The organism is Arsenicicoccus sp. UBA7492 (assembly GCF_002479615.1).
In the GTDB taxonomy this organism is placed as follows: Bacteria; Actinomycetota; Actinomycetes; order Actinomycetales; family Dermatophilaceae; genus Arsenicicoccus; species Arsenicicoccus bolidensis.
Genome location: NZ_DLOE01000010.1, coordinates 23,420 through 41,668, shown reverse-complemented (window position 1 = coordinate 41,668; position 18,249 = coordinate 23,420). Strand labels below are relative to the sequence as shown.

Annotated in this window: 17 protein-coding genes, 1 tRNA gene, 1 pseudogene and 2 riboswitches; of the genes and pseudogenes, 10 read left to right on the top strand and 9 right to left on the bottom strand. The window is 69.2% G+C overall.

Features of this window, described 5'->3' with window-relative positions:
* Both B4E97_RS02995 and B4E97_RS02990 read left to right on the top strand, forming a co-directional pair.
* Nucleotides 1–326, top strand: a pseudogene (locus tag B4E97_RS02995) (IS21 family transposase); the annotation flags it as partial.
* Nucleotides 327–480: 154 nt separating this feature from the next.
* Nucleotides 481–1,116 (top strand): ATP-binding protein, encoded by a 636-nt coding sequence (locus tag B4E97_RS02990; protein ID WP_286957073.1) that lies wholly within the window; start codon nt 481–483, stop codon nt 1,114–1,116.
* 349 nt (nt 1,117–1,465) lie between these two features.
* On the opposite strand, the gene B4E97_RS02985 is transcribed toward B4E97_RS02990, so the two are convergent.
* Together B4E97_RS02985 and B4E97_RS02980 are read right to left on the bottom strand one after the other, a co-directional pair.
* On the bottom strand, nt 1,466–2,401 hold the full coding sequence (locus B4E97_RS02985; RefSeq protein WP_286958662.1) for a glucosyl-3-phosphoglycerate synthase: 936 nt from the start codon (nt 2,399–2,401) through the stop codon (nt 1,466–1,468).
* Between the two features lie 991 nt (nt 2,402–3,392).
* Nucleotides 3,393–3,575 carry a hypothetical protein gene (locus B4E97_RS02980; RefSeq protein ID WP_286958660.1) on the bottom strand — a complete coding sequence of 61 codons (183 nt, stop codon included), beginning with the start codon at nt 3,573–3,575 and terminating at the stop codon, nt 3,393–3,395.
* Nucleotides 3,576–3,919: 344 nt separating this feature from the next.
* Between B4E97_RS02980 and B4E97_RS02975 the strand changes: the two genes are divergently transcribed.
* Both B4E97_RS02975 and B4E97_RS02970 read left to right on the top strand, forming a co-directional pair.
* Nucleotides 3,920–4,816, top strand: a complete 897-nt coding sequence (locus B4E97_RS02975; protein ID WP_286958659.1) for a hypothetical protein — start codon at nt 3,920–3,922, stop codon at nt 4,814–4,816.
* Between the two features lie 165 nt (nt 4,817–4,981).
* Complete coding sequence (locus B4E97_RS02970) at nt 4,982–5,848, top strand: hypothetical protein (protein ID WP_286958658.1); 867 nt, start codon at nt 4,982–4,984, stop codon at nt 5,846–5,848.
* A gap of 209 nt (nt 5,849–6,057) precedes the next feature.
* Here the strand turns inward: B4E97_RS02970 and B4E97_RS02965 are convergent, their stop codons facing one another.
* Both B4E97_RS02965 and B4E97_RS02960 read right to left on the bottom strand, forming a co-directional pair.
* A complete protein-coding gene (locus B4E97_RS02965; RefSeq protein ID WP_286958656.1) occupies nt 6,058–6,639 on the bottom strand; it encodes a GNAT family N-acetyltransferase in 582 nt (193 codons plus the stop codon).
* Nucleotides 6,640–6,642: 3 nt separating this feature from the next.
* Nucleotides 6,643–7,425: a GntR family transcriptional regulator gene (locus tag B4E97_RS02960; RefSeq protein WP_286958655.1), complete on the bottom strand. Its 783-nt coding sequence runs from the start codon at nt 7,423–7,425 to the stop codon at nt 6,643–6,645.
* 107 nt (nt 7,426–7,532) lie between these two features.
* On the opposite strand from B4E97_RS02960, the gene B4E97_RS02955 reads away from it, so the two are divergent.
* The 6 genes from B4E97_RS02955 to B4E97_RS02930 are packed head-to-tail and all read left to right on the top strand — an operon-like array spanning nt 7,533 to nt 12,854.
* Nucleotides 7,533–7,979, top strand: a complete 447-nt coding sequence (locus B4E97_RS02955) for a plasmid replication, integration and excision activator (protein ID WP_286958654.1) — start codon at nt 7,533–7,535, stop codon at nt 7,977–7,979.
* Complete coding sequence (locus tag B4E97_RS02950) at nt 7,976–9,529, top strand: FtsK/SpoIIIE domain-containing protein (RefSeq protein WP_286958653.1); 1,554 nt, start codon at nt 7,976–7,978, stop codon at nt 9,527–9,529. Before B4E97_RS02955 ends, B4E97_RS02950 begins: the two co-directional genes overlap by 4 nt.
* Nucleotides 9,526–9,861 carry a hypothetical protein gene (locus B4E97_RS02945; protein WP_286958652.1) on the top strand — a complete coding sequence of 112 codons (336 nt, stop codon included), beginning with the start codon at nt 9,526–9,528 and terminating at the stop codon, nt 9,859–9,861. The genes B4E97_RS02950 and B4E97_RS02945 overlap by 4 nt, the downstream gene beginning before the upstream one ends.
* Nucleotides 9,858–11,435 (top strand): replication initiator, encoded by a 1,578-nt coding sequence (locus B4E97_RS02940; protein ID WP_286958650.1) that lies wholly within the window; start codon nt 9,858–9,860, stop codon nt 11,433–11,435. The genes B4E97_RS02945 and B4E97_RS02940 overlap by 4 nt, the downstream gene beginning before the upstream one ends.
* Before the next feature lie 11 nt (nt 11,436–11,446).
* Nucleotides 11,447–11,632, top strand: a complete 186-nt coding sequence (locus B4E97_RS02935; RefSeq protein WP_286958649.1) for a helix-turn-helix transcriptional regulator — start codon at nt 11,447–11,449, stop codon at nt 11,630–11,632.
* A 58-nt stretch (nt 11,633–11,690) separates the two neighbouring features.
* Nucleotides 11,691–12,854, top strand: coding sequence for a site-specific integrase (locus tag B4E97_RS02930; protein WP_286958648.1), 1,164 nt, complete (start codon nt 11,691–11,693; stop codon nt 12,852–12,854).
* 20 nt (nt 12,855–12,874) lie between these two features.
* On the opposite strand, the gene B4E97_RS02925 is transcribed toward B4E97_RS02930, so the two are convergent.
* From B4E97_RS02925 to B4E97_RS02905, 5 genes are all read right to left on the bottom strand, one after another.
* Nucleotides 12,875–12,947 (bottom strand) — tRNA-Thr (locus B4E97_RS02925).
* A gap of 323 nt (nt 12,948–13,270) precedes the next feature.
* Nucleotides 13,271–13,807, bottom strand: a complete 537-nt coding sequence (locus tag B4E97_RS02920) for a transglycosylase family protein (RefSeq protein ID WP_286956902.1) — start codon at nt 13,805–13,807, stop codon at nt 13,271–13,273.
* Between the two features lie 8 nt (nt 13,808–13,815).
* Nucleotides 13,816–13,959, bottom strand: a riboswitch (cyclic di-AMP (ydaO/yuaA leader).
* A 425-nt stretch (nt 13,960–14,384) separates the two neighbouring features.
* Nucleotides 14,385–15,191 (bottom strand): transglycosylase family protein, encoded by an 807-nt coding sequence (locus tag B4E97_RS02915; protein WP_029211013.1) that lies wholly within the window; start codon nt 15,189–15,191, stop codon nt 14,385–14,387.
* Between the two features lie 4 nt (nt 15,192–15,195).
* Nucleotides 15,196–15,383: riboswitch (cyclic di-AMP (ydaO/yuaA leader) on the bottom strand.
* A 282-nt stretch (nt 15,384–15,665) separates the two neighbouring features.
* Nucleotides 15,666–17,573 carry a serine/threonine-protein kinase gene (locus B4E97_RS02910; RefSeq protein ID WP_156911209.1) on the bottom strand — a complete coding sequence of 636 codons (1,908 nt, stop codon included), beginning with the start codon at nt 17,571–17,573 and terminating at the stop codon, nt 15,666–15,668.
* Nucleotides 17,574–17,654: 81 nt separating this feature from the next.
* On the bottom strand, nt 17,655–18,083 hold the full coding sequence (locus tag B4E97_RS02905) for a CBS domain-containing protein (RefSeq protein WP_029211015.1): 429 nt from the start codon (nt 18,081–18,083) through the stop codon (nt 17,655–17,657).
* Nucleotides 18,084–18,249 lie beyond the last annotated feature (166 nt).

Below are 18,249 nucleotides of genomic sequence, written 5' to 3'. Positions count from 1 at the left end.
ACCAAACCCGGGGCGGTTCAGCCCGTCTGTGGTTGGTCGAGGCCGCCGCCGCGGGCACGCCGCGGATGCGGGTCAAGATGACCGAGGCGCTCAGCCTGGCCAAGCTGTTCGACCCCGTCGAGTTCGACTGGGCGCTGGGACACGCCGCGGTCCATGGCCGGTTCGCCGAAGCAGACCTCTGTTCGATCCTGGACCACCACGCCCGGCAGCCCGGCACCGGTGAGCACCGTGCCAGCGAGGAGTCCTCGCTGACCCAGGGCACCGCCGCGTGGGCACGGCTCGGCCAGCGATCCACCGCGGACAGCGACGGCGAGGTGGCCCGATGACGACCAGGAGCCCCATCAGCACCGCGCCGCCGTTACCGGTCGAGTTGGAGGAGCTGCTGCGCAAGCTGCGGCTGCCGCACATCCGTCGTCACGCCCCGAGGTCGTCGCGACCGCGAAGGCCCAGCGGTGGGAACCGGCTGAGGTTCTCAAGGCGCTGTTCGCTGAGGAGGTCGCTGGCAGAGAACGCTCCGCCCTGGCCACCAGGCGGGCGGCCGCGGGGTTCCCGACCGGGAAGACCTTCAATGCGTGGCAGCCCGAGATCTCCTCGATCCCGGCCCCGACCCAGCAGGCCATGCGGACCTTGGAATGGGTCCACCGGCGAGAGAACCTCGTGGTGTGCGGGCCGTCAGGGACCGGGAAGACGTTCCTGCTGGAGGCGCTCGGGCAGCAGGCCGTCGAACAGGGACTCAACGTCGCCTGGTTCACCCTGGAAGACCTCGGGGTCCTGCTGCGCCGCCACCGTGCCGACGACACCGTGTCGAAGGCGATCGCCCGGGTCCTGCGTGCAGACCTCGTGGTGGTCGATGACATCGGCCTGCTGCCCGTCGCCGCCGATGCCGCCGATGCCGCCGAAGGGCTCTACCGACTCGTCGACGCCGCATACGAGAAACGCTCCGTCGCGATCAGTTCGAACCTGCACCCGTCCGGATTCGACGAACTGATGCCCAAGACGCTGGCCACCGCGACCGTCGACCGGCTGCTGCACCACGCCCACGTCTGCCAGACCAGCGGAGACAGTGTGCGACTTACTCAAGCACTCGCCGGCCAAGGGGTGAGCCCGTTGAGCTGACTGCCCTGGTCGGTGGTGGCCACAGCCCCCTGGGCAGATCCCATGGCCACCACCTGGCGGTTCTCGTGGCCGTCAGCGGGCAGGTTTCATATCCGCCCCCGGGCAGTTCCTACTGTCCCTTGACATTCGTCACGGCGGTCACCCTAGGCGCGCTGTCAATCGGCCCTGACTCACAATGCGGAGGGTGCGGCACGAGGCATGACATCAAAGGGGCGTCTCGGACGTGGTTCTGAGGCTCCTCTCCGTCATGCCTGATGCCTGGGTGAGCTGAGGGGCGGAGTCGACCGTCGTACGTCTCAGACGCGGCATCCAGTTTCAGTGTCCAGGCACCGCGATTCAGTTCACGCGGCTATCGACGGGCCTTCTCGACCCGGGGACCCGCCTCCAACGTCTCGAAGGGCGGTCTCTCAGCCGTGACGACTCGACGCTCGGTCCACGTGCGATCACGCCCAAGTCGCGGCAGAACGATCTCGTCGGGCTGTTGCAGGCGACGGCGGCGATCCGCTACGGCCAGGATCTCGGTGGCCATAGCACCAAGGTCGTGCAGGTTCTGGTGGGAGTGCGCCCGATGCCCGAGGTCTACCTGCGCGATGGCATTCACCCCGTGTCGCGACTCGGTATCGAGGAGGGTCGCAAGCTCCACGCCATACCCGTAGGGGATCGACAGGGAGGCGAGGTGCGATCGCCGGGTGGCCCACTCACCGGCCAAGGGCTGAACGACGCACGACAAGGAGGGTCGGTTCAGCGCCAGCCAGGGGCGCGCCACCAGCTCCGTCACCCGACCCCCTTCTGACGAGATCCCATCGCCCATGTCGAGGATTCGATCGTAGAACCCCTTCACCAGCAACGAGTCCGGGTCCGAGAGCAACGGGCCGAGGAGGGCGGAGACGAAGTGCGTGCCCCAGCCAGTCAGGTCTGCGTCGATGAAGACGACGATCTCGGACGACGTCACGAACTGCGACTTCCAGAGGGCTTCGCCCTTGCCGGCCCTCACCCCCAGATCGGGCCTGATGTCTTCGACTGACCACACCGTGGCGCCTGCGGCGCGGGCCACGCTGGCGGTCCGGTCGGAGGACAGCGAATCGAGGACCAGGAGCTCATCCACGAGGCCAGACAGGTCGTTGGCAATCTCACCCACGACCTGACCAACCGTCTGCTGCTCGTCCCGCGCCGGGATGACCACAGCGATCGTCGTCGACTCCTTCAGCGACAGCAGTCGCGCCAGCGGCCAGTCCTGCGTTGATGACGTGTTGCGCGCGAACCACCCTTGGTGCACAGGGTTCATGCCGCGGCCGAGAGCCTGAGCCGGTCCGGCAGCCGGTAGTCGGGCAAGAGGTCTCTAGATCCCATCAGCGACTCGACCGTGGCAATGACGTCCTGCACAAGGGCCTCTCCCATCCACAGCAAACTGCATCCGCTTACTCATTATGCTGCATCACGGCGCGGGGGCGGGGCAGCAGCAGCGTGGGGGTCATCGGGTGCGACGGGGGGAGCTGGCCAGCCCCACCTCTCGGAGCGTCCCGTATGTCGAAGTCCGCCCGGAGTCCGCGTCCCGGTCCCTGTTCCCTGCGGCACCCAAGCCGAAAGCGCCCTGCACCGAGCGCGCACGAAGGCGACCTGGAGGTAGGTCTTCTCCTGGTCAAGAGCTGGAGAAGGGACTCGAACCCTCAACCACCTGTTGGTGTTCCGCGTGGTTCGGGGGCGTGTGCTTGGTTAGGCCGGATACTCCGCGACCTGCTGCGATGTGCCCGGGGTCTCGTTGTCGGCCAGGGCCAGTCACGGCAGGTTCGACGCGAAAAGCGTGAGGAAAGAGGTGACCGCGCTCGTGCTGGCCGGCTCACTCGTCCGGGCCTGGCGGTTCGGGATCGGGGCGCCTGTCCCATGCGGCTCCCCCTGTGGGGTATCTCGTCGGGTCGGCGCGTCAGCCGTGATCGTGCCTGCCTCGGGGTGGCAAGCCCCTGCCTGGATGGCCGGCTCTTCGCATGTGCGGGAGCACGTACCTCGATCCCGGGTACAGCTCGGGCTTGCCGTCCCGTGGTGGGCGCGATAGCCCGTAGGGGCCGAGGCGATGGGATGCCCCTGGTGACCCTGTCCCCTATCTCAGAGGAGAGGCCGGGGGCCCGGGGGCGGAGCCCCCTCGGTGTCCTCCCCGTCGTGGTCCGCGCCTTCCTCCTCATCCTGGCCGTGCTGCGGTTCGTCGGCCCAGATCGCGTCGGGTTCACGAGTCCGGCCTGCGAGCCCGGTGGACCTGGGTGGGCGCCTCGGCGTCTTGTCGGCTACTTCTGGCGGCGCTTGTTCACGAGGAAGAGGAAGACGGCGAAGACGTCGACGGCGATGACCAACCAGATGCGCGTACTGGTGCTGCGTACCGTGACGGCGTTCGCGACCATGACAAGCACGACGACGGCGACGAGGGCGATCACGGCGCGGCCGCCGTTCTTGGTCGGCGTGCGGTCCATGTGTTGAGGGTAGACCTTCGGTGGTCGTGGGGCGTCTGGGCTTCGGTCTGGGCGCCCCTTCTGTGTGCTTGGGGGCCTGGGGAGTTTGCGGCGTCCGAGCGCGAGAACGGCCGGAGGCCGCAGCGCAGCGCTCGGGCGCCGTGGGCGCCCGGCCCCGCGCGCCGGAGGCGCGCCTTGAACCAGTACAGAAACTCTCAACCACGCCGAGGCACGACACGTTTGAACGCCACCTTCACTGCTCCCCCGAGTCCCCGCGCGTATGGGATGACGTGCGGCTGTCTGATTCGGGCGAGGACGCGCGGAAGCGGTGGGGTTACGCCGCCTGCGGTGCCACAATGAGGGCTATGAGCGAGGAAGTGTGGCGCCCTCTCGGTGTCGAGTCACCTGAAGAGGTGGCTCGCTACGACGCGTTGCACGATGGCGTGCCGCCGTGGATGGAGGCTGCTCTCTGGAACTGGGTGAAGGTCGCGATATCCAGGATGTTCACGGATAGCTATGGGACGAGAAGGCCCGGACTGGATATTGAGATCTTCGAACAAATGTGCCAAAGGCTCCACATAGCAGCACCAGACTTGCGTATGAAAGTTTGGGATGGCGAGAGCTCAGAACACCAGAGGCGCGAGGCCATGATGGTACTGCGGGCAGCCGACTGTGCGCTCCAGATCGCGGATTATTTGCTTGCCTTCGGTAAGAACGGTGGAGCAGATGAATTGCAGGCGATTCTGGAGCGCAGTGGGTCTGCATACAGGGTCGGTCGCCGGGCGCAGAAGCCGGGGCTTTTGCGCCGTGTTCCCGAAAGCGTGCAGGCGGCGGCGGATGCGATCATGGATCGATCCGAGCGGGGAGGTACTCGCCTTGCCGAGGCTTGGGAGAAGCTGTACGGCCTTGACAGGGACTTCAGCGGTGCCTACTCGCTGGCTATAAAGGCGGTGGAGGACGCGTGCATACCCGTAGTCTCGCCGAATAATGGGAGGGCTACTCTGGGCACGGTAATTAGGGACATGCGTGGCCAGCCTGGCTGGTCCTTGCCCATGAAGCGAGCCCCTGAATATGCTCCTCCTGGTCACGTGGTCGTCGGTATGCTCCAGGTACTTTGGACCGGGCAGCTTGATCGCCATGGGGGGGCGGAGGTAGAGGGAACCGAGGTGTCAGAAGACGAGGCGAGGGTTGCGGTTGACTTGGCGGTGATCCTTGTTGATTGGTTCTCCGGAGGTCTAGTGACGCGAGTTAATCCTGACTAGTCCAGAGTGACTGCGGCCGGAGCGGAGTCAGCATGCCTGCGGATGGGAGTCTTCGCCGGACAACTAGTTCTTGGCAACTTGCCAGAGGCCGGCGCGGGTGGTCAATGTGGTTCGGGGGCCGCGTTTCGACATGCACAGCCCGCTCCCTGGTGGTAGGAAATAGGTATGCCTGAGATTCGTTTTCCCGCGTATAGAGATTACGTCTCGAAGCGGGTAGAGGTCAACAATGCAATGATGGCCTTGCTTGCCGGTTCGCGACTTGCCGCCCACACTCTACAGCTCACCAGCGGCGCTCCGCTTACCCTGGGTCAGCTATTTCCCGCCGTCCCACATATAGAGCGTTTTAACCTCCCCAACGACGAAGCCCGTCATTTCCTGGGGAACGCGGACTCCCACCTCGCCTCTGTGGCGATACCTTACGCGCTTGCTACACATGAGGCGTTCCTCACGGATCAACTAGATTACATAAAGAATGAGGGTGTCGCGCTCGCAAACAATGGAAAACCCATTAAGGCATGGAACATGCACAGCGTGTTCTTCGCGACAGCTGGCACGCCAGAGCCGGCGAGTGACCTGCAAATCTTTCACGTGTTACGCCAAACGCGCAATTGCATAATTCACAATCAGGGGCGTTCCGACGAGGGGCTGAGCGATGCCCTCTCCCGAATGGGAGAGACCGCCACGGAAAGCTGGTCGCGCCTAAACGGCGGGGATACGCCCTCTGACATTATTGGCCCAGATGGGCAACTAATCCTAACCGCCAAGCATATATTTACGGCTTTCGCGAACACCAAGGCACTGGGTCGTTCCATCAATAAAGCCCTTATTTCGGCCTTGCCTTTAGAATCTTGGGCCCGCCTCGCAATGGAGGACTTTGCATCCGCAACGACGAAGACTCGAAACTCCAGTCAGTGGCGCCGATCGGCCAGTGGCTACGTCCGGGAGAACTACGCGGCGATAGGTCTCAGCAACGCGGAACTCGAAAAAGCCGCCCGTTCGCTGGGTGTGTGGACGGGCGGCGCCTGGAGGTGAAGTTTAAAAGGGGGCTCTATGCCTATTGAGCTACACCAAGCAACACTTGGGCCGGGACTCGAACCCGGGTCTCCCACTTTCTGTGAAGGCCTCAGTCTCGAACTGACGACACCGATTTTGTGTAGACCTCCTGCTTACGGCGCCTATGCTACGTCGTCGTGGTCACCGGGTCAACCCGGCGGGAGTGCCCGCCGTAGCACCGCCCAGACCTAAAGGGACCAACGCTCCGGGGCCGACGCCTGGAGGTCGCCTAGTTGTTCGGATGGGATGCGGACATCCACTGCATATGCCTCCGCTGGCTCCGAACGGTCTTCTCCATACTGGTGATCCACTGCCCCCAGCCGTTTCCAGCCCATGGCTTGGTAGGTGCGGATAGCGGCACGGTCCTTGCACATCACGTCGAGAACCGCAACGCGGTTAGCCAAGGTCGCCGCATCCATGGCCGTCCCCACGAGCCGTCGCCCCAGTCGCAGGCCGCGCGCTCGGGGTGAGATGAACAGGCGCCCGAGGACGGCCGTTCGCTCGGTGGGGGTGCCGGTCTGCTCTGACCACATGCGGGGCGCATCATCGTGAGAACCGGGTTCGGTGAGGGCGACGTGGCCGACGGGTTTGCCGTTGAGTTCGGCGACCCAGGCGCCGAGGGGGTTGGTGAGGGTGAGCCAGGCGTGGGGGTCGGCGACGCCTTCGACGGGGTAGCCGTCGAGCTCGTGGACTTGGACGAGGATGCGGGCGAGTTCGTCGAGGTCGTCGTCGCGGCGGGGGCGGATGATCGCTTCGGGTTTGGTGGTCATGGGTCAGTCCTCCACGGGCATGCGGTAGTCGAGGCCGTTGTAGTCGGCGCGCATGACGAACTCGGTGACTTCGAAGGGCCGGCCTTGGTCGTCGTAGCCGGTGTGCAGCACGTCGAGGACGGGCACGCCGTCCGGGATGCGCAGCGTGGTGACCTCCTCGGGGGTGGGCATCCGTGCGGAGATCTCCTCGCGAATGGTCGTGATGGGGTGGCCCTTTTCCTCGAAGCGTGCGTAGAGCGACCCCTTGCCTAGGTGGGTGGAGTCCGCGAGGGGGGTGCCGTCCACGATGTCCCAGGGGACGTAGGTGACGCCGATCTGCATGGGTTCGTCGTCGGCGTAGTAGTGGTTCTCGCGGCGCACGACCGTGTTCGCGTCGGGGTCGAGTCCTAGCCGCTCGGCCACGAGCTGCGGGGCCAGCTCGCGGGTGATGCTGGTGCACTCCACGCGGGGGGTGCGGCCCTGGGCCTCGACCTCGGCCCGGTACGGGGATAGGCCGGTGTTCTCGCGCAGGGTGCGCGCGTAGCGGTGCTGGCCGAAGCGCATGAGTCGGGGCTTGGCGCGCACGAACACGCCTCGGCCGTGCTCGGCGGTGACCAGTCCTTGCTCTGCGAGGAGGCGGACGGCTTCGCGGGCGGTGTTGCGGGCGACGGCGTGGGTCTCGGCCAGTGCGCGCTCGGACGGCAGCTTGTCCCCGGGTGCGAGTTCTCCGGTGTCGATCTGGGCGCGCAGGACCGTTGCTACGCGGCGGCTGGCCGGCTCGGTGGTCGGGGTTCCTTGGCTCGTCATGCCCCGATTCTAGTAACTGGCGTAAGCCACCGCTTGACACGACTGGCTCAAGCCACTTGAATGGCCTCACTAACTGGCTCAAGCCAGTTCTGATGAGAGGACCAGACATGGCGATTCATAAGCGGATTGCGTTCGGACACGCGGGGGTGTTCCCGGCTGGGGCGTTCCTGGCGGGGCCGGTGGAGCCGGTGGGTGACTTCAACGCTCCGGCTCGCCCGGACGGCAGCCGTCCTCAGCAGGTGGACAAGGACACGGGTCTGCCGTTGTGGCAGGTGCAGGTGATCGACCCTGATCCGGAGGCGGGGAAGAAGGACAAGGCGGTGACGGTGAAGATCGCCGCTGCTCATCAGCCGGTCCCGCCGGTGAACGAGACGCCGTTTCCGTTCACGCCGGTGGAGTTCGTGGGGCTGACGGCTCTGCCGTGGATCGAGGACACCGGCAACGGCCGCGCCCGTATCTCGTGGTCGTTGAAGGCGGACGGGCTAGCCAAGCCCGGCACCACGGCCACTGCGGGGCGTCGGTCTGGTGAAGATGGCAAGGCGGGCCCGGCATGATCACCACCACCACGACGGCCACCACCCGCCCCCCGGGCGCTACCCGGGTCGTGGTCGCCCGCCCGGAAGACCGTGAGCCCACGTGGGGTGTGGCGGGGGCGTTCGTGTTCGGGTGCCTGGACATCGCCACCGGCCTAACCGTGGCTGCTTGGCGTGCGCCCCTGCTCGCGGGCGCGCTGGCCTGGGTGCTCGCGGACGTGTGGCCCTGGTGCCAGCACGCCTGGGTCCCCGCTGTGCTCGTCCTTCTCGTGCCCCTGGTCGTGCTCGGGCTCGTCGCGTGGAAGCGGCCGGGATCGCTCAGCCGCCTGCGTACGGTCGTGGTGGGTCAGTGGTACCGGGTCACCGTGTACCGGCCTCGCTGGCAGACCGCGTGCGACGCCGCCAGCCTCACCAAGCGGGTCGGCGACGAGGTCCACGCGCCGGGTTTGGCGCGTCATCGTCGGGTCGGGACCGTGGACCGGCTCACCGTCCGCTTGGGCCCCGGGCAGACCGTCGCGGACGTGTCGAAGGCATGCCCGGCTTTGGCGTCGACGTTCACCGCGCACAGCGTGACCGCGCGTGCCGGGCAGCGTCCCGGGTGGGTCGTCCTGGATGTGCTGCGGCGTGACCCGCTGACCGCCGAACGCACCTCGCCCGACCCCGCCCGCCGCCCGCACACAGGGCCCGTGGTGTTGGGGGTGGACGAGCACGGGCAAGACTTCACCCTCGACCCCTACGCGACGCCACACGCCGCGATCCAAGGCGCCACCCGGTCGGGGAAGTCCTCGACGTGCTACACGCTCCTCGCCGCGTTGGCGCACCGCCCGGATGTGGTCGTGGCCGGGGTGGACCCGTCCGGCATCCTGCTCGACCCCTTCACCGGTGGCCGGGGCTCCCCCTACATCGCGACCGGCACCCGACCCGTCGACCTCGACCGGGCCGTCACCGTGCTGCGTGACCTGGTCGCGCTGATGGACGAGCGGGTGCGGGACCTGCTCGCGGCCCACCTGGACAAGCTGGATCACTTCGCCCCGGCCGTGCCGGTGGTGTGGGTGGTGTTGGAGGAGTACCCCGGCCTCCTGGCCGCCGCACGGGCCCTGGACGCCGAACGCGGCGCCAAGCCTGGCGACCGGCTCGCGCCCCGGATCGAGGCCGCCGTAGGCCGCTTGGTGAAGGAGGGCGCGAAGGTCGGGGTGCTCGTCCTGGTGCTGGCGCAGCGGATGAGCGCCGACGCGATCAAGACCGACGACCGCATGAACCTCGGCCTCAGGGTCACTCACCGTGTGGACAACGCGGACGCGGTCGCCATGCTGCACGACGGCCTCGACCGGGCCCAGACCGCCGCCGTGCGCGAGTTCCACCCCGGCGTCGCCCTCACCGAAGCCCCCGGCACTTCCCTGCGGCGCGTGCGGATGCACTACACGACATACGAGAAGTACCGGTCCCGCGTCACCGCCGGCCTCGGGTTGCAGGACGCGCCCGCGCTCGGGGCCGACCTCGTCGGCGAAGTCATCCCCCTCAACCCCACCACCGACCCCACAACCGACCCGGAGTCGGGGGACGCGGCATGACCACCCACGACACGACCTGGATGCGCGGTGCGGCGTGCGCGGCTCGTCCCGAGCTGCCCTGGCTCACCGACACCACCAACCTGTCCGCGTGGGACGCGGAGACCATGCGCACCGTCTGCGACTCCTGCCCGGTCCTGCTCGACTGCCTCGCAGCCGTCGATGACCTGGACGTGACCGGCGGCTGGTGGGCCGGGCAGGACCGCGACCCCCACGCCGCACCCGCACCCGCCGCACCCGCGTGGGTGCCCGCTCGCACCCGCCGCCACGGCCTCGTGGCCCTCCAAGGCACCCTGAACCTCGGCGGTCTCGGTGTGCTGGGTGGTGCGGCGTGACCCTGCTGGACAGCCACAATGGCGCACCCACCCGCTACGACCTGGGGGCGCACTCGTTCCCCGGTTACGGGGAGGGTGCACCGCTGGAGCTGCCCAGCACCCCCGACGTACAGGCCTCGATCCTGTCCCGGTTCCTCGACGGCACCCACCACGCCCTCAGCGACGCGCTGGTGTCGGTCGGGAACTGCGCCCGCCCCATCCGGCTGACCGGCTCCTCAGCCACCGTCGATGCGGCTACGGGTGAGGTCGTCTCGTCCTTCTCCTCGGCGGATGCGCCGTTGGGTGAGCTGTTGGTGCCGTGCGGCAACCGCCGGGCCCACGTCTGCCCCGCCTGCAGCCGGGTCTACGCCCGGGACACCTTCGAACTCGTCCGCGCAGGAGTCGTCGGCGGCAAGACCATCCCCGCAAGCGTGGCTCAGTCGCCGTTGCTGTTCGTGACGCTCACCGCGCCGTCCTTCGGGCTGGTGCACGGGGTGCGGGAGAAGGGGAAGCGGTGCCGGCCCCGCTCGTCGGACCGCGTCGAGACCTGCCCGCACGGGGTGCGCCTCGCCTGCCAGCGCGTGCATGACGAGGACGACCCGACCGTCGGCGCGCCCCTCTGCTCGGAGTGCTACGACTGGACCTCGGCGGTGGTGTGGCAGTGGCACGCCCCCGCCCTGTGGTCCCGCACCACCACCTACCTACGCCGTGCCCTCGCGGATCGCCTCGGGGTGCCCCGGTCCCGGTTGCGAGAGGTGGCGGCGGTCCAGTTCGCCAAGGTCGCCGAATACCAAGCCCGCGGCCTGGTGCACTTCCACGCCATGATCCGCCTGGACGGGCCGGACGGCCCCGGCAGCACCCCGCCCCTGACGGGCGATGACCTCGCGGCGGTCGTGCGTGACGTGATCCCGACCGTCACCGTGACCGCCCCGCCCGCCTGGGAGACCGACACCCCGCGTGTCCTGGCGTGGGGTGCCCAGGTCGACGTGCGGACCATCACCAACGGCCCGGCTGACCTACGCTCATCCGACGAGCTATCAGCCGAGCAGGTCGCAGGCTACCTCGCCAAGTACGCCACCAAAGACGTCACCAACGTCAAAGGCGACAACCTCCACTCGCGCCCCCAACTCGCCCGCATGCGGCAGACCTGCGACGAGCTGCACGCCATCGCGGTCACCCGCGCCGAGCACCGCCGCGCCGGCCAACCCAGCGTCGTGCAGGTCGACGGGCACGGGCGTGACCCTTATGCGCTGCTGGGGCAGCGGGCCCACATGCTCGGCTTCCGCGGCCACTTCTCCACCAAGTCCCGCCGCTACAGCGTCACCTTGGGTCGGCTGCGGCGGGCGCGGCAACGCTTCCAACGCCTCACCGCACAGGCCCAGCGTGAAGGCCGGCCCCTGGACACCCGAGACCTCGAACGCCGACTGCTCGCCGACGACGAGGACGAAACCACGTTGGTCATCGGCTCGTGGGTCTACGCCGGGACCGGCTGGCCCCGCCCCGGAGACGCCGCCCTCGCCACCGCCGCCGCAGCACGAGCCCGCGAGTACGACCTATGGCGCGTCGCCCGACGCAAGACCACCACCACCCATTGAAAGGAAACGTCATGTGTCACCGTCTCGACCCCCTGTGGACCCCCAGGCAGCTTGCCGAGTACCTCTGCATCCCCCTGCAGACCTTGTACGACTGGAACTGGAAGGGGCATGGCCCTGCCCCGTTGAAGATCGGCAGGCACCTGCGCTATCGAGAGAGCGACATCATGGCGTGGCTCGACGTGAAGACGGCGGCCTGAGATGCCAAGGCGTTCCCTGGAACCGGGCACGTGGGGTGATGTCACCACCACGCGGGAGGTGGGCGAGCCGGGGACTCTGTGGCGGTGCCGCGCCAAATTCCGGGGCTTCGATGGCCGCGCGCGTGTCATCCAGCGGTCGGCCTCGACGCGCAAAGCTGCACGTCAGGCGCTTGACGATGCCTTGAGGGAGGCAGCGTCGCAGGGTCAGAACGCCCTGACATCGCAGGACACCTTCGACACCGCAGTGACGACGTGGCTGGACGACCTCGCCGAGCTGGTGGCGATGGGCGAGCGGTCGCCGTCGACCTTGGATCACTACCGCCACACGTGGACCAAGCACGTCTCCCCTGCCCTGGGCAGGCTCCGTCTGGCGCAGGTGACGGTGCCCGTGGTGGACCGGTTCGTGGTGGGGCTTCATCGGAAGGTGGGTCCGGCGACTGCGCGCACGGCCCGTGCCATCGTGTCCGGCGCGATGGGTCGTGCCGTTCGTGAGGGCGCGGTCCCCGCGAATCCGGCCCGCGAGGTCCGGCGTCTGAGCGCGCGGCCCAAGCACGCGCCCCGAGCGCTCACCGACGAGGAACGCGCCCGCTGGTTCCTGACCCTCGCCAACGACGAAGCTGCGGTGCGACACGAGCTCCCGCAGCTCTCGGCGTTCATGCTGGCGACGGGTGTGCGGATCGGTGAGGCGCTGGCTCTTGTGTGGCGGGAGGTCGACCTCGATGCCGGGACGGCGCACATCACGTCCACGATCATCCGCGTCAAGGGGCGGGGTCTGGTCCGCAAGCCGACCAAGACACAGGCCGGGGACCGGCCGCTGGTGCTGCCGGTGTGGTGCGTGCGGATGCTCGGGGAGCGTGCGGCGGTCGGCGTCGGGCCGGACGAGCCAGTCTTCGGCACGATCGACGGTACCTTCCGCGACCCCCGGAATGTCACTCGGTGGTTCGCCGCTGCTCGGAGGGAGGCGGGGTTGGAGTGGATGACCTCGCACTCCTGGCGCAAGACCACGGCCTCGGTCCTCGACGGCTCCGGGCTGTCGGCCCGGCTCATCGCCGACCAGCTCGGGCACTCCCGCGTGTCCATGACCCAGGACGTCTACCTGGGTCGACGGCTGGCGGACCCCCGTGTCGTCCAGGCCCTGGAGATGGTGGACCCAAGACTCGGGCGCGGTCGCGAAAAGAGTGACGAAAGGAATGGCTTGACCATCACGGGAGAGGTACTGTGACGCGTTGTCGCTGGTCAGAGAGCTGGAGAAGGGACTCGAACCCTCAACCACCTGTTTACAAGACAGGTGCGCTACCGATTGCGCCACTCCAGCGGGATGGCGGCGGCTCCGTCGCGCGGCGGGCTCCGTCATACCTGCCGTCAGATCCTAGTCGGGTCGCCCGACGTGCCCTAAACGACGTCCCGAACGCCGCACTCGCACCCCGCAGCGAGGGCGTCTCGCCCTGCAGCACGAGACAGGCGAGGCACCAGCGCAGGTGCAACCGTCGGCGAGGGCGTCTCGCCCTGCAGCACGAGACAGGTGAGGCGTCAGCGCAGCACGTGCGTCCGGGCATGACGGAGGGCCGGCATCCCCCTCGGAGATATGCCGGCCCTCGATGTCACGGGCTGGGGCAGGGCGTGCGCGACGCCCCGCGATCAGCGGCGGACGTAGACGCGCACGTAGTAGCGCTTGCCCGAGCGGGTGTAGCGCTTCTTGAGCACGTAACGCTTCTTGGCGACGTAGCGCTTCTTCTTGACGACGCGCTTCTTCTTGACGACCTTGCGGACCGTGGAGCGGGAGGCCGGAGCGGCGCCGCCGCGGGTCAGGCCGGCGCGACGGGAGCAGACGGGCCAGGCGCCCGGGCCCTGGCCGGCGAGGACGCGCTCGGCGATGGCGATCTGCTGGGCCTTGGAGGCGCGGTTGGCGGTCGGGGCGTAGGCGCCACCGCCGTAGCCGAGCCAGGTGGAGCGGGAGAACTGCAGGCCACCGTAGTAGCCGTTGCCCGTGGCGATGTTCCAGCGACCGCCGGACTCGCAGGCGGCAACCTTGTCCCAGGTGCCGACGGAGGCGGCGTTGGCGGAGCCGGCGGCGGCGATGCCGCCACCCATCGCGAGGGCGGCCGTGGTGAGGCCGACGGTGGCGATGCGCTTGACGCGCTTGGGCACGCCGGAATGACGGGGGGTGTAACGCATGGGGGGAGTTCCTCTCCTGACGACGCCTGTGAAGTGAGCTGTCGGGTTCGGGCGGTCAGGTGCCCGGCCGCTGCTGCGGCTTCACCCCAAGACCCGCGAGGCGGGTCGAATTGGGTCCTCCACTGTCATCCTGCGCTCGGAGCTGGTGTGTCCGACGGGGTTGCCCTCTGGATGACGCTCGGCGTAGGGGGCATGCGCTGCTGAATTTCGGGGGTATGTAGTTGTGCCCGAGACGGAGAGGTTCTCTCCGCGACAAGCCGCCGGGCCCGGAGGGGCGGCGGCGACGTCAAGGAGGACTCTAGGGCCCGTTATACGTTCGAGACAAACCACAGGTTCGACTCAGGCTTCGGTGGTGGTCGCTCACAGTGACCAATCGCCCCCGTTAATGTCCGCTCTGGTCCCGGATGTCCCCTTGTTTCCGTTACGTACGGTGCGTCTTTGTGGGATGCGTCACATCTACGTCGTGAGCGTGTCAGTTCGCGTCGGAAACCACATGTTCGGACGCGCACAAGCGTGTGGGGGTCGACCCGATCGGGTCGACCCCCACACGTGAGGTGATGCGTGCCTGAGGCTCGCGTCAGCTGGCCGGGGCCATGAGCTTGGCCCAGGTGACCGGACCGGGGTAGCCGCTCACGTCGGAGCCGCTCCAGCCCAGGGACTTCTGGAAGGCCGCGACCGCCGCCTTGTCCACCTGGGTGAACGTCGGGCCGGCGCCGACCTTGTAGAAGCTGCCGAAGCCGTGAGCCTGCAGGCGCTTGCCCAGCAGGGTCACCGCGGGATCCTTGTGACCCAGCACGAACGCGCTGGCGCCGGGGTAGGACGAGGCCGAGCCCTGCGAGGTGGCCTTGGTGGTCGAGCGCTTGGTGGTCGCGCGCTTCGGCGCGGCCTGCTCGACGACCTTCTTGGAGGTGGAGCGCTTGGTGCTGCGCGGCTCCGAGGAGGACACGACCTTGCGCTCGGTGGAGCGCGAGGCGCGCGAGGTCGTGGCCGGGCTGCTGCTGTCGGCGCCGCCGCCGCTGCGGGTCAGACCCGCCTTGCGGGAGCAGACGGGCCAGGCGCCGGGGCCCTGAGCGGCCAGGACGCGCTTGGCGACCCGGATCTGCTCGGCCTTGGAGGCCGAGGCGGCCGAGCCGGAGCCGCCGTAGGCGCGCCAGGTGCTGCCCTTGAACTGCAGCCCACCCTGGTAGCCGTTGCCGGTGTTGATGGACCAGTTGCCGCCGGACTCGCAGGCAGCGACGCGGTCCCAGACGCCGTCTGCGGCCTGAGCGTTGCCGGCGGTGGCGATGCCGCCGCCGACGGTGAGGGCAGCGGTGGCGAGGCCCGTCGTGGCCCAGCGGGCGGTGCGACGGGTCGAGGAGATGGCGTGACGAGGTGCGTAGCGCACAGAGATCCTTTCCTGACGACGCCTGTGAAGTGAGCTGTCGGGTTCGGACGGTCAGGTGTCCGGCCGCAGTAGCGGCTTCACCCCAAGACCTGCTCGCGCAGGTCGGCACACGCTGCTCTCGCAGCTCGTGAGTGGGTCCTCCACCAGCACCCCAGGACCCGGACGATGGATGGTGTCCGGCGACGATGCCCGTCGGGTGCTGCTCGGCGCAGCGGGCATGTCCTACATGTGAATTCGGGTCTATACAGTTGTGCCCCGAGACGGGGGATGGCCCCCGCGACACACCTCGACCGGGTCCTGCGGACGTCGGCCTACGGCGCTCGTCGACCATAGGCACGTCGCGCCGGCGATCCCAAACCCAGGCCCCCGTCTCGGCGTGTTTACCCCCCACCTGGTGGATCGGGACGACGACGTCTCCACCCCACCTGGACGCCGACCAGGGGTGTTATCACCCGCGCGGCGCCGGCTCGGACCTCAGAACTGCCAGTCCACCGTGCGGCCGGTCAGCGGGTCGCCCTGCAGCGGCCACCACACCGGCACGCCGTGCCGCAGGAGCGCCCACAGCCCCAGCCCGAGCACGGCGGCCACGAGCAGCGCCGTCACGATCTCCCGGGTGAGCTGCCCCGGGGTGAGGCCTCGCATGAGCATGCGCGAGCCGCGTCGCAGCGACACCCCGCCCGCGCCCCACCAGCAGGACCAGCACCCCACGAGGGCTCCGACCGCCAGCGGCACGGCCCCGGTCGGCGCCTGCGGGACACCGACGAGCGAGCTGCCCAACGACACCGCGAACATCACGGCCACGGTCACGAGGATCCCGAGCAGCCCGGTGGCGAGCGTACTCACGGCGGCGGCCAGCAGCTGGAAGGGGCTGCGGGCGACCGCCACCGCGACGTCGGTCCCGCGCGCCCCGCCCGCCTCGTGGCGCCGCAGCACGGTCGCGGTGACCGAACGGTCGACCGTGCGCGCCAGCACCGACCACACCAGCGCCAGCCCCACGGCGATCATCGGCCAGGTCGTAGCCAGCGCCGCGACGGCTCCGGTGAGGCCGATCAGCTGGGCCGTGCGGGCCGGCTTGCCGACGCGCGGGTCTCCCACCGGCACCGGCGGCCGCTGGTCCTGACGGGGCTCCAGGCCGTATGCCGATCCCCCGGCGCCAGGCGGGGTCGTCGCAGCAGCGGGAGGGAAGGTCTGGGCGACGGGCTGGCCCGCGGGGTGGACCGAGGCAGCAGGACGCGACGGCGCCAGGCTCGGCGGTGCCGAGGCCGGCGGCGCCATCCGCGGCGTGCGACGGATCGGTGCGTAGGGCGACGCTCCGGCGAGAGGCCGACCCGCCTGCCCCTCGCCTGCCAGACCCGCGGCGAGCCCTGCCGCACCGCCGGCGGCACCACCCAGCGGGACGGCCGGCATCACGCGCGTCGACCCCTGGCGCGGTGGCTGCTGTCCCGCGAGCTCCGTTCGGGCAGCGAGGGACTCGGTGGGCGGCGCGATGGTCTGGGTCACGGCGGGGAGCACCTCGGTGCGGCCGCTCGGGCCGGTCGCCAGGTGCGGGGCCTCCCCGTGCGCGAGCTGCTCCAGGGCAGCCAGCACCGTGCCTGCCGACGGCCGGTGGGCGGGGTCGGGCGCGAGCGCCGCGGCCAGCAGCGGTCGCATCCGCTCGTCGACCCCCGTGAGGTCGTGCTGCCCGGACCGCACGCGGTCGAGGATGACGTCGACCCGGCCTCGCCCGAACGGCGGGGCGCCGGTGGCGGCATACGCGAGGGTGGACGCCCAGCCCCACCAGTCCGTGGCCTCGGTGACCGGCGCGCCCTCGAGCACCTCCGGGGAGAGATAGCCGGGGGTCCCCATGACGAGCCCGGTGCTGGTGAGCCGCACGTCGTCCGCGACGTGCGCGATGCCGAAGTCGATGACCACCGGGTCGTCGTCGACGACCAGCACGTTGCCGGGCTTGAGGTCGCGGTGGACCACACCGGCGGCGTGGATGGCGCCGAGCGCCTCGTGCAGCCCGCGCGCCAGGCGCAGCAGGGCCTCGCCACGGAACGGTCCGTGAGCGGTGACGTAGTCGTCGAGCGGCGGCCCGGGCGCGTAGCGCGTCACGATGTAGGGCCGCGCCCCCTCGGGATCGGCGTCGAGCACCGCAGCCACGCGGGGGTGCTGCACCCGCTCCAGCGTCGTGACCTCGCGCGCCAACCGGGCCCGCGCGTCGGGGTCACCGGCGATGTGCGGGCGCAGGGCCTTGATGGCGACGGCCCGGCCCGCGCGGTCCAGGCCGAGATAGACGACACCCATGCCGCCCTCCCCCAGCAGGCCGGCCAGGCGATAGGGACCGAGGGTGTCGTAGGCCGCGGGCAGCCCGGCGGGCGGCGTGGTCGACGACGTGCTCATGCCCTCCACGGTACGTGCTCGTGGTGAACCGTCGCTGAGACCACCCGCCGCCCGGGGTGACGATCCGGCTACTACTGGCTGCTACTGGTTGATGTAGCCGACCAGGTGGTCGCGCTCGTCCTGCAGCTGGCTGATCCGGTGCTTGACCACGTCGCCGATGGTGACGATCGCCGCGAGCCGGCCGTCCTCGATGACGGGGACGTGGCGGATGCGGCGCTCGGTCATCGACCCGGCGAGGTCCTCGATCTCGTCGCCGAAGGAGCAGGTGTGCACCTCGACGGTCATGATCGTGGAGACCGGCTCCTGCAGGACCCCGGCCCCGGACCGGCCCAGGTGCCGCACCACGTCGCGCTCGCTGACGATGCCGGAGACGCTCGTGCCGTCGTCGCTGACGACGACCGCGCCGATGTTGTGGTCGGCGAGGAGCGTGAGCAGCTCGCCGACGGTGGCGTCCGGTCGCATGGTGACGACGTCGGAGCCCTTGGACTTGACCACGTCGGAGATCTTCATGTCGAGACCCTAGGCCCCTGCCCCCGCGCGCGCCAGAGGGACCCCCGCCTAGAGTGGCACTGCGCCGGGTAGGTGCAGGACCGGCGTGCCCGTCGGCCCGTCATACGACACCCGGCCCGCACGCCAGGATGCCCAGGCGCACCACGACGACCCGGGCGACACCAGA

Coding starts and splice junctions, on each gene's coding strand:
- B4E97_RS02985 (WP_286958662.1), bottom strand. CDS start 2,401: ATGAACCCTGTGCACCAAGGGTGGTTCGCGCGCAACACGTCATCAACG.
- B4E97_RS02980 (WP_286958660.1), bottom strand. CDS start 3,575: ATGGACCGCACGCCGACCAAGAACGGCGGCCGCGCCGTGATCGCCCTC.
- B4E97_RS02975 (WP_286958659.1), top strand. CDS start 3,920: ATGAGCGAGGAAGTGTGGCGCCCTCTCGGTGTCGAGTCACCTGAAGAG.
- B4E97_RS02970 (WP_286958658.1), top strand. CDS start 4,982: ATGCCTGAGATTCGTTTTCCCGCGTATAGAGATTACGTCTCGAAGCGG.
- B4E97_RS02965 (WP_286958656.1), bottom strand. CDS start 6,639: ATGACCACCAAACCCGAAGCGATCATCCGCCCCCGCCGCGACGACGAC.
- B4E97_RS02960 (WP_286958655.1), bottom strand. CDS start 7,425: ATGACGAGCCAAGGAACCCCGACCACCGAGCCGGCCAGCCGCCGCGTA.
- B4E97_RS02955 (WP_286958654.1), top strand. CDS start 7,533: ATGGCGATTCATAAGCGGATTGCGTTCGGACACGCGGGGGTGTTCCCG.
- B4E97_RS02950 (WP_286958653.1), top strand. CDS start 7,976: ATGATCACCACCACCACGACGGCCACCACCCGCCCCCCGGGCGCTACC.
- B4E97_RS02945 (WP_286958652.1), top strand. CDS start 9,526: ATGACCACCCACGACACGACCTGGATGCGCGGTGCGGCGTGCGCGGCT.
- B4E97_RS02935 (WP_286958649.1), top strand. CDS start 11,447: ATGTGTCACCGTCTCGACCCCCTGTGGACCCCCAGGCAGCTTGCCGAG.
- B4E97_RS02920 (WP_286956902.1), bottom strand. CDS start 13,807: ATGCGTTACACCCCCCGTCATTCCGGCGTGCCCAAGCGCGTCAAGCGC.
- B4E97_RS02910 (WP_156911209.1), bottom strand. CDS start 17,573: ATGAGCACGTCGTCGACCACGCCGCCCGCCGGGCTGCCCGCGGCCTAC.
- B4E97_RS02905 (WP_029211015.1), bottom strand. CDS start 18,083: ATGAAGATCTCCGACGTGGTCAAGTCCAAGGGCTCCGACGTCGTCACC.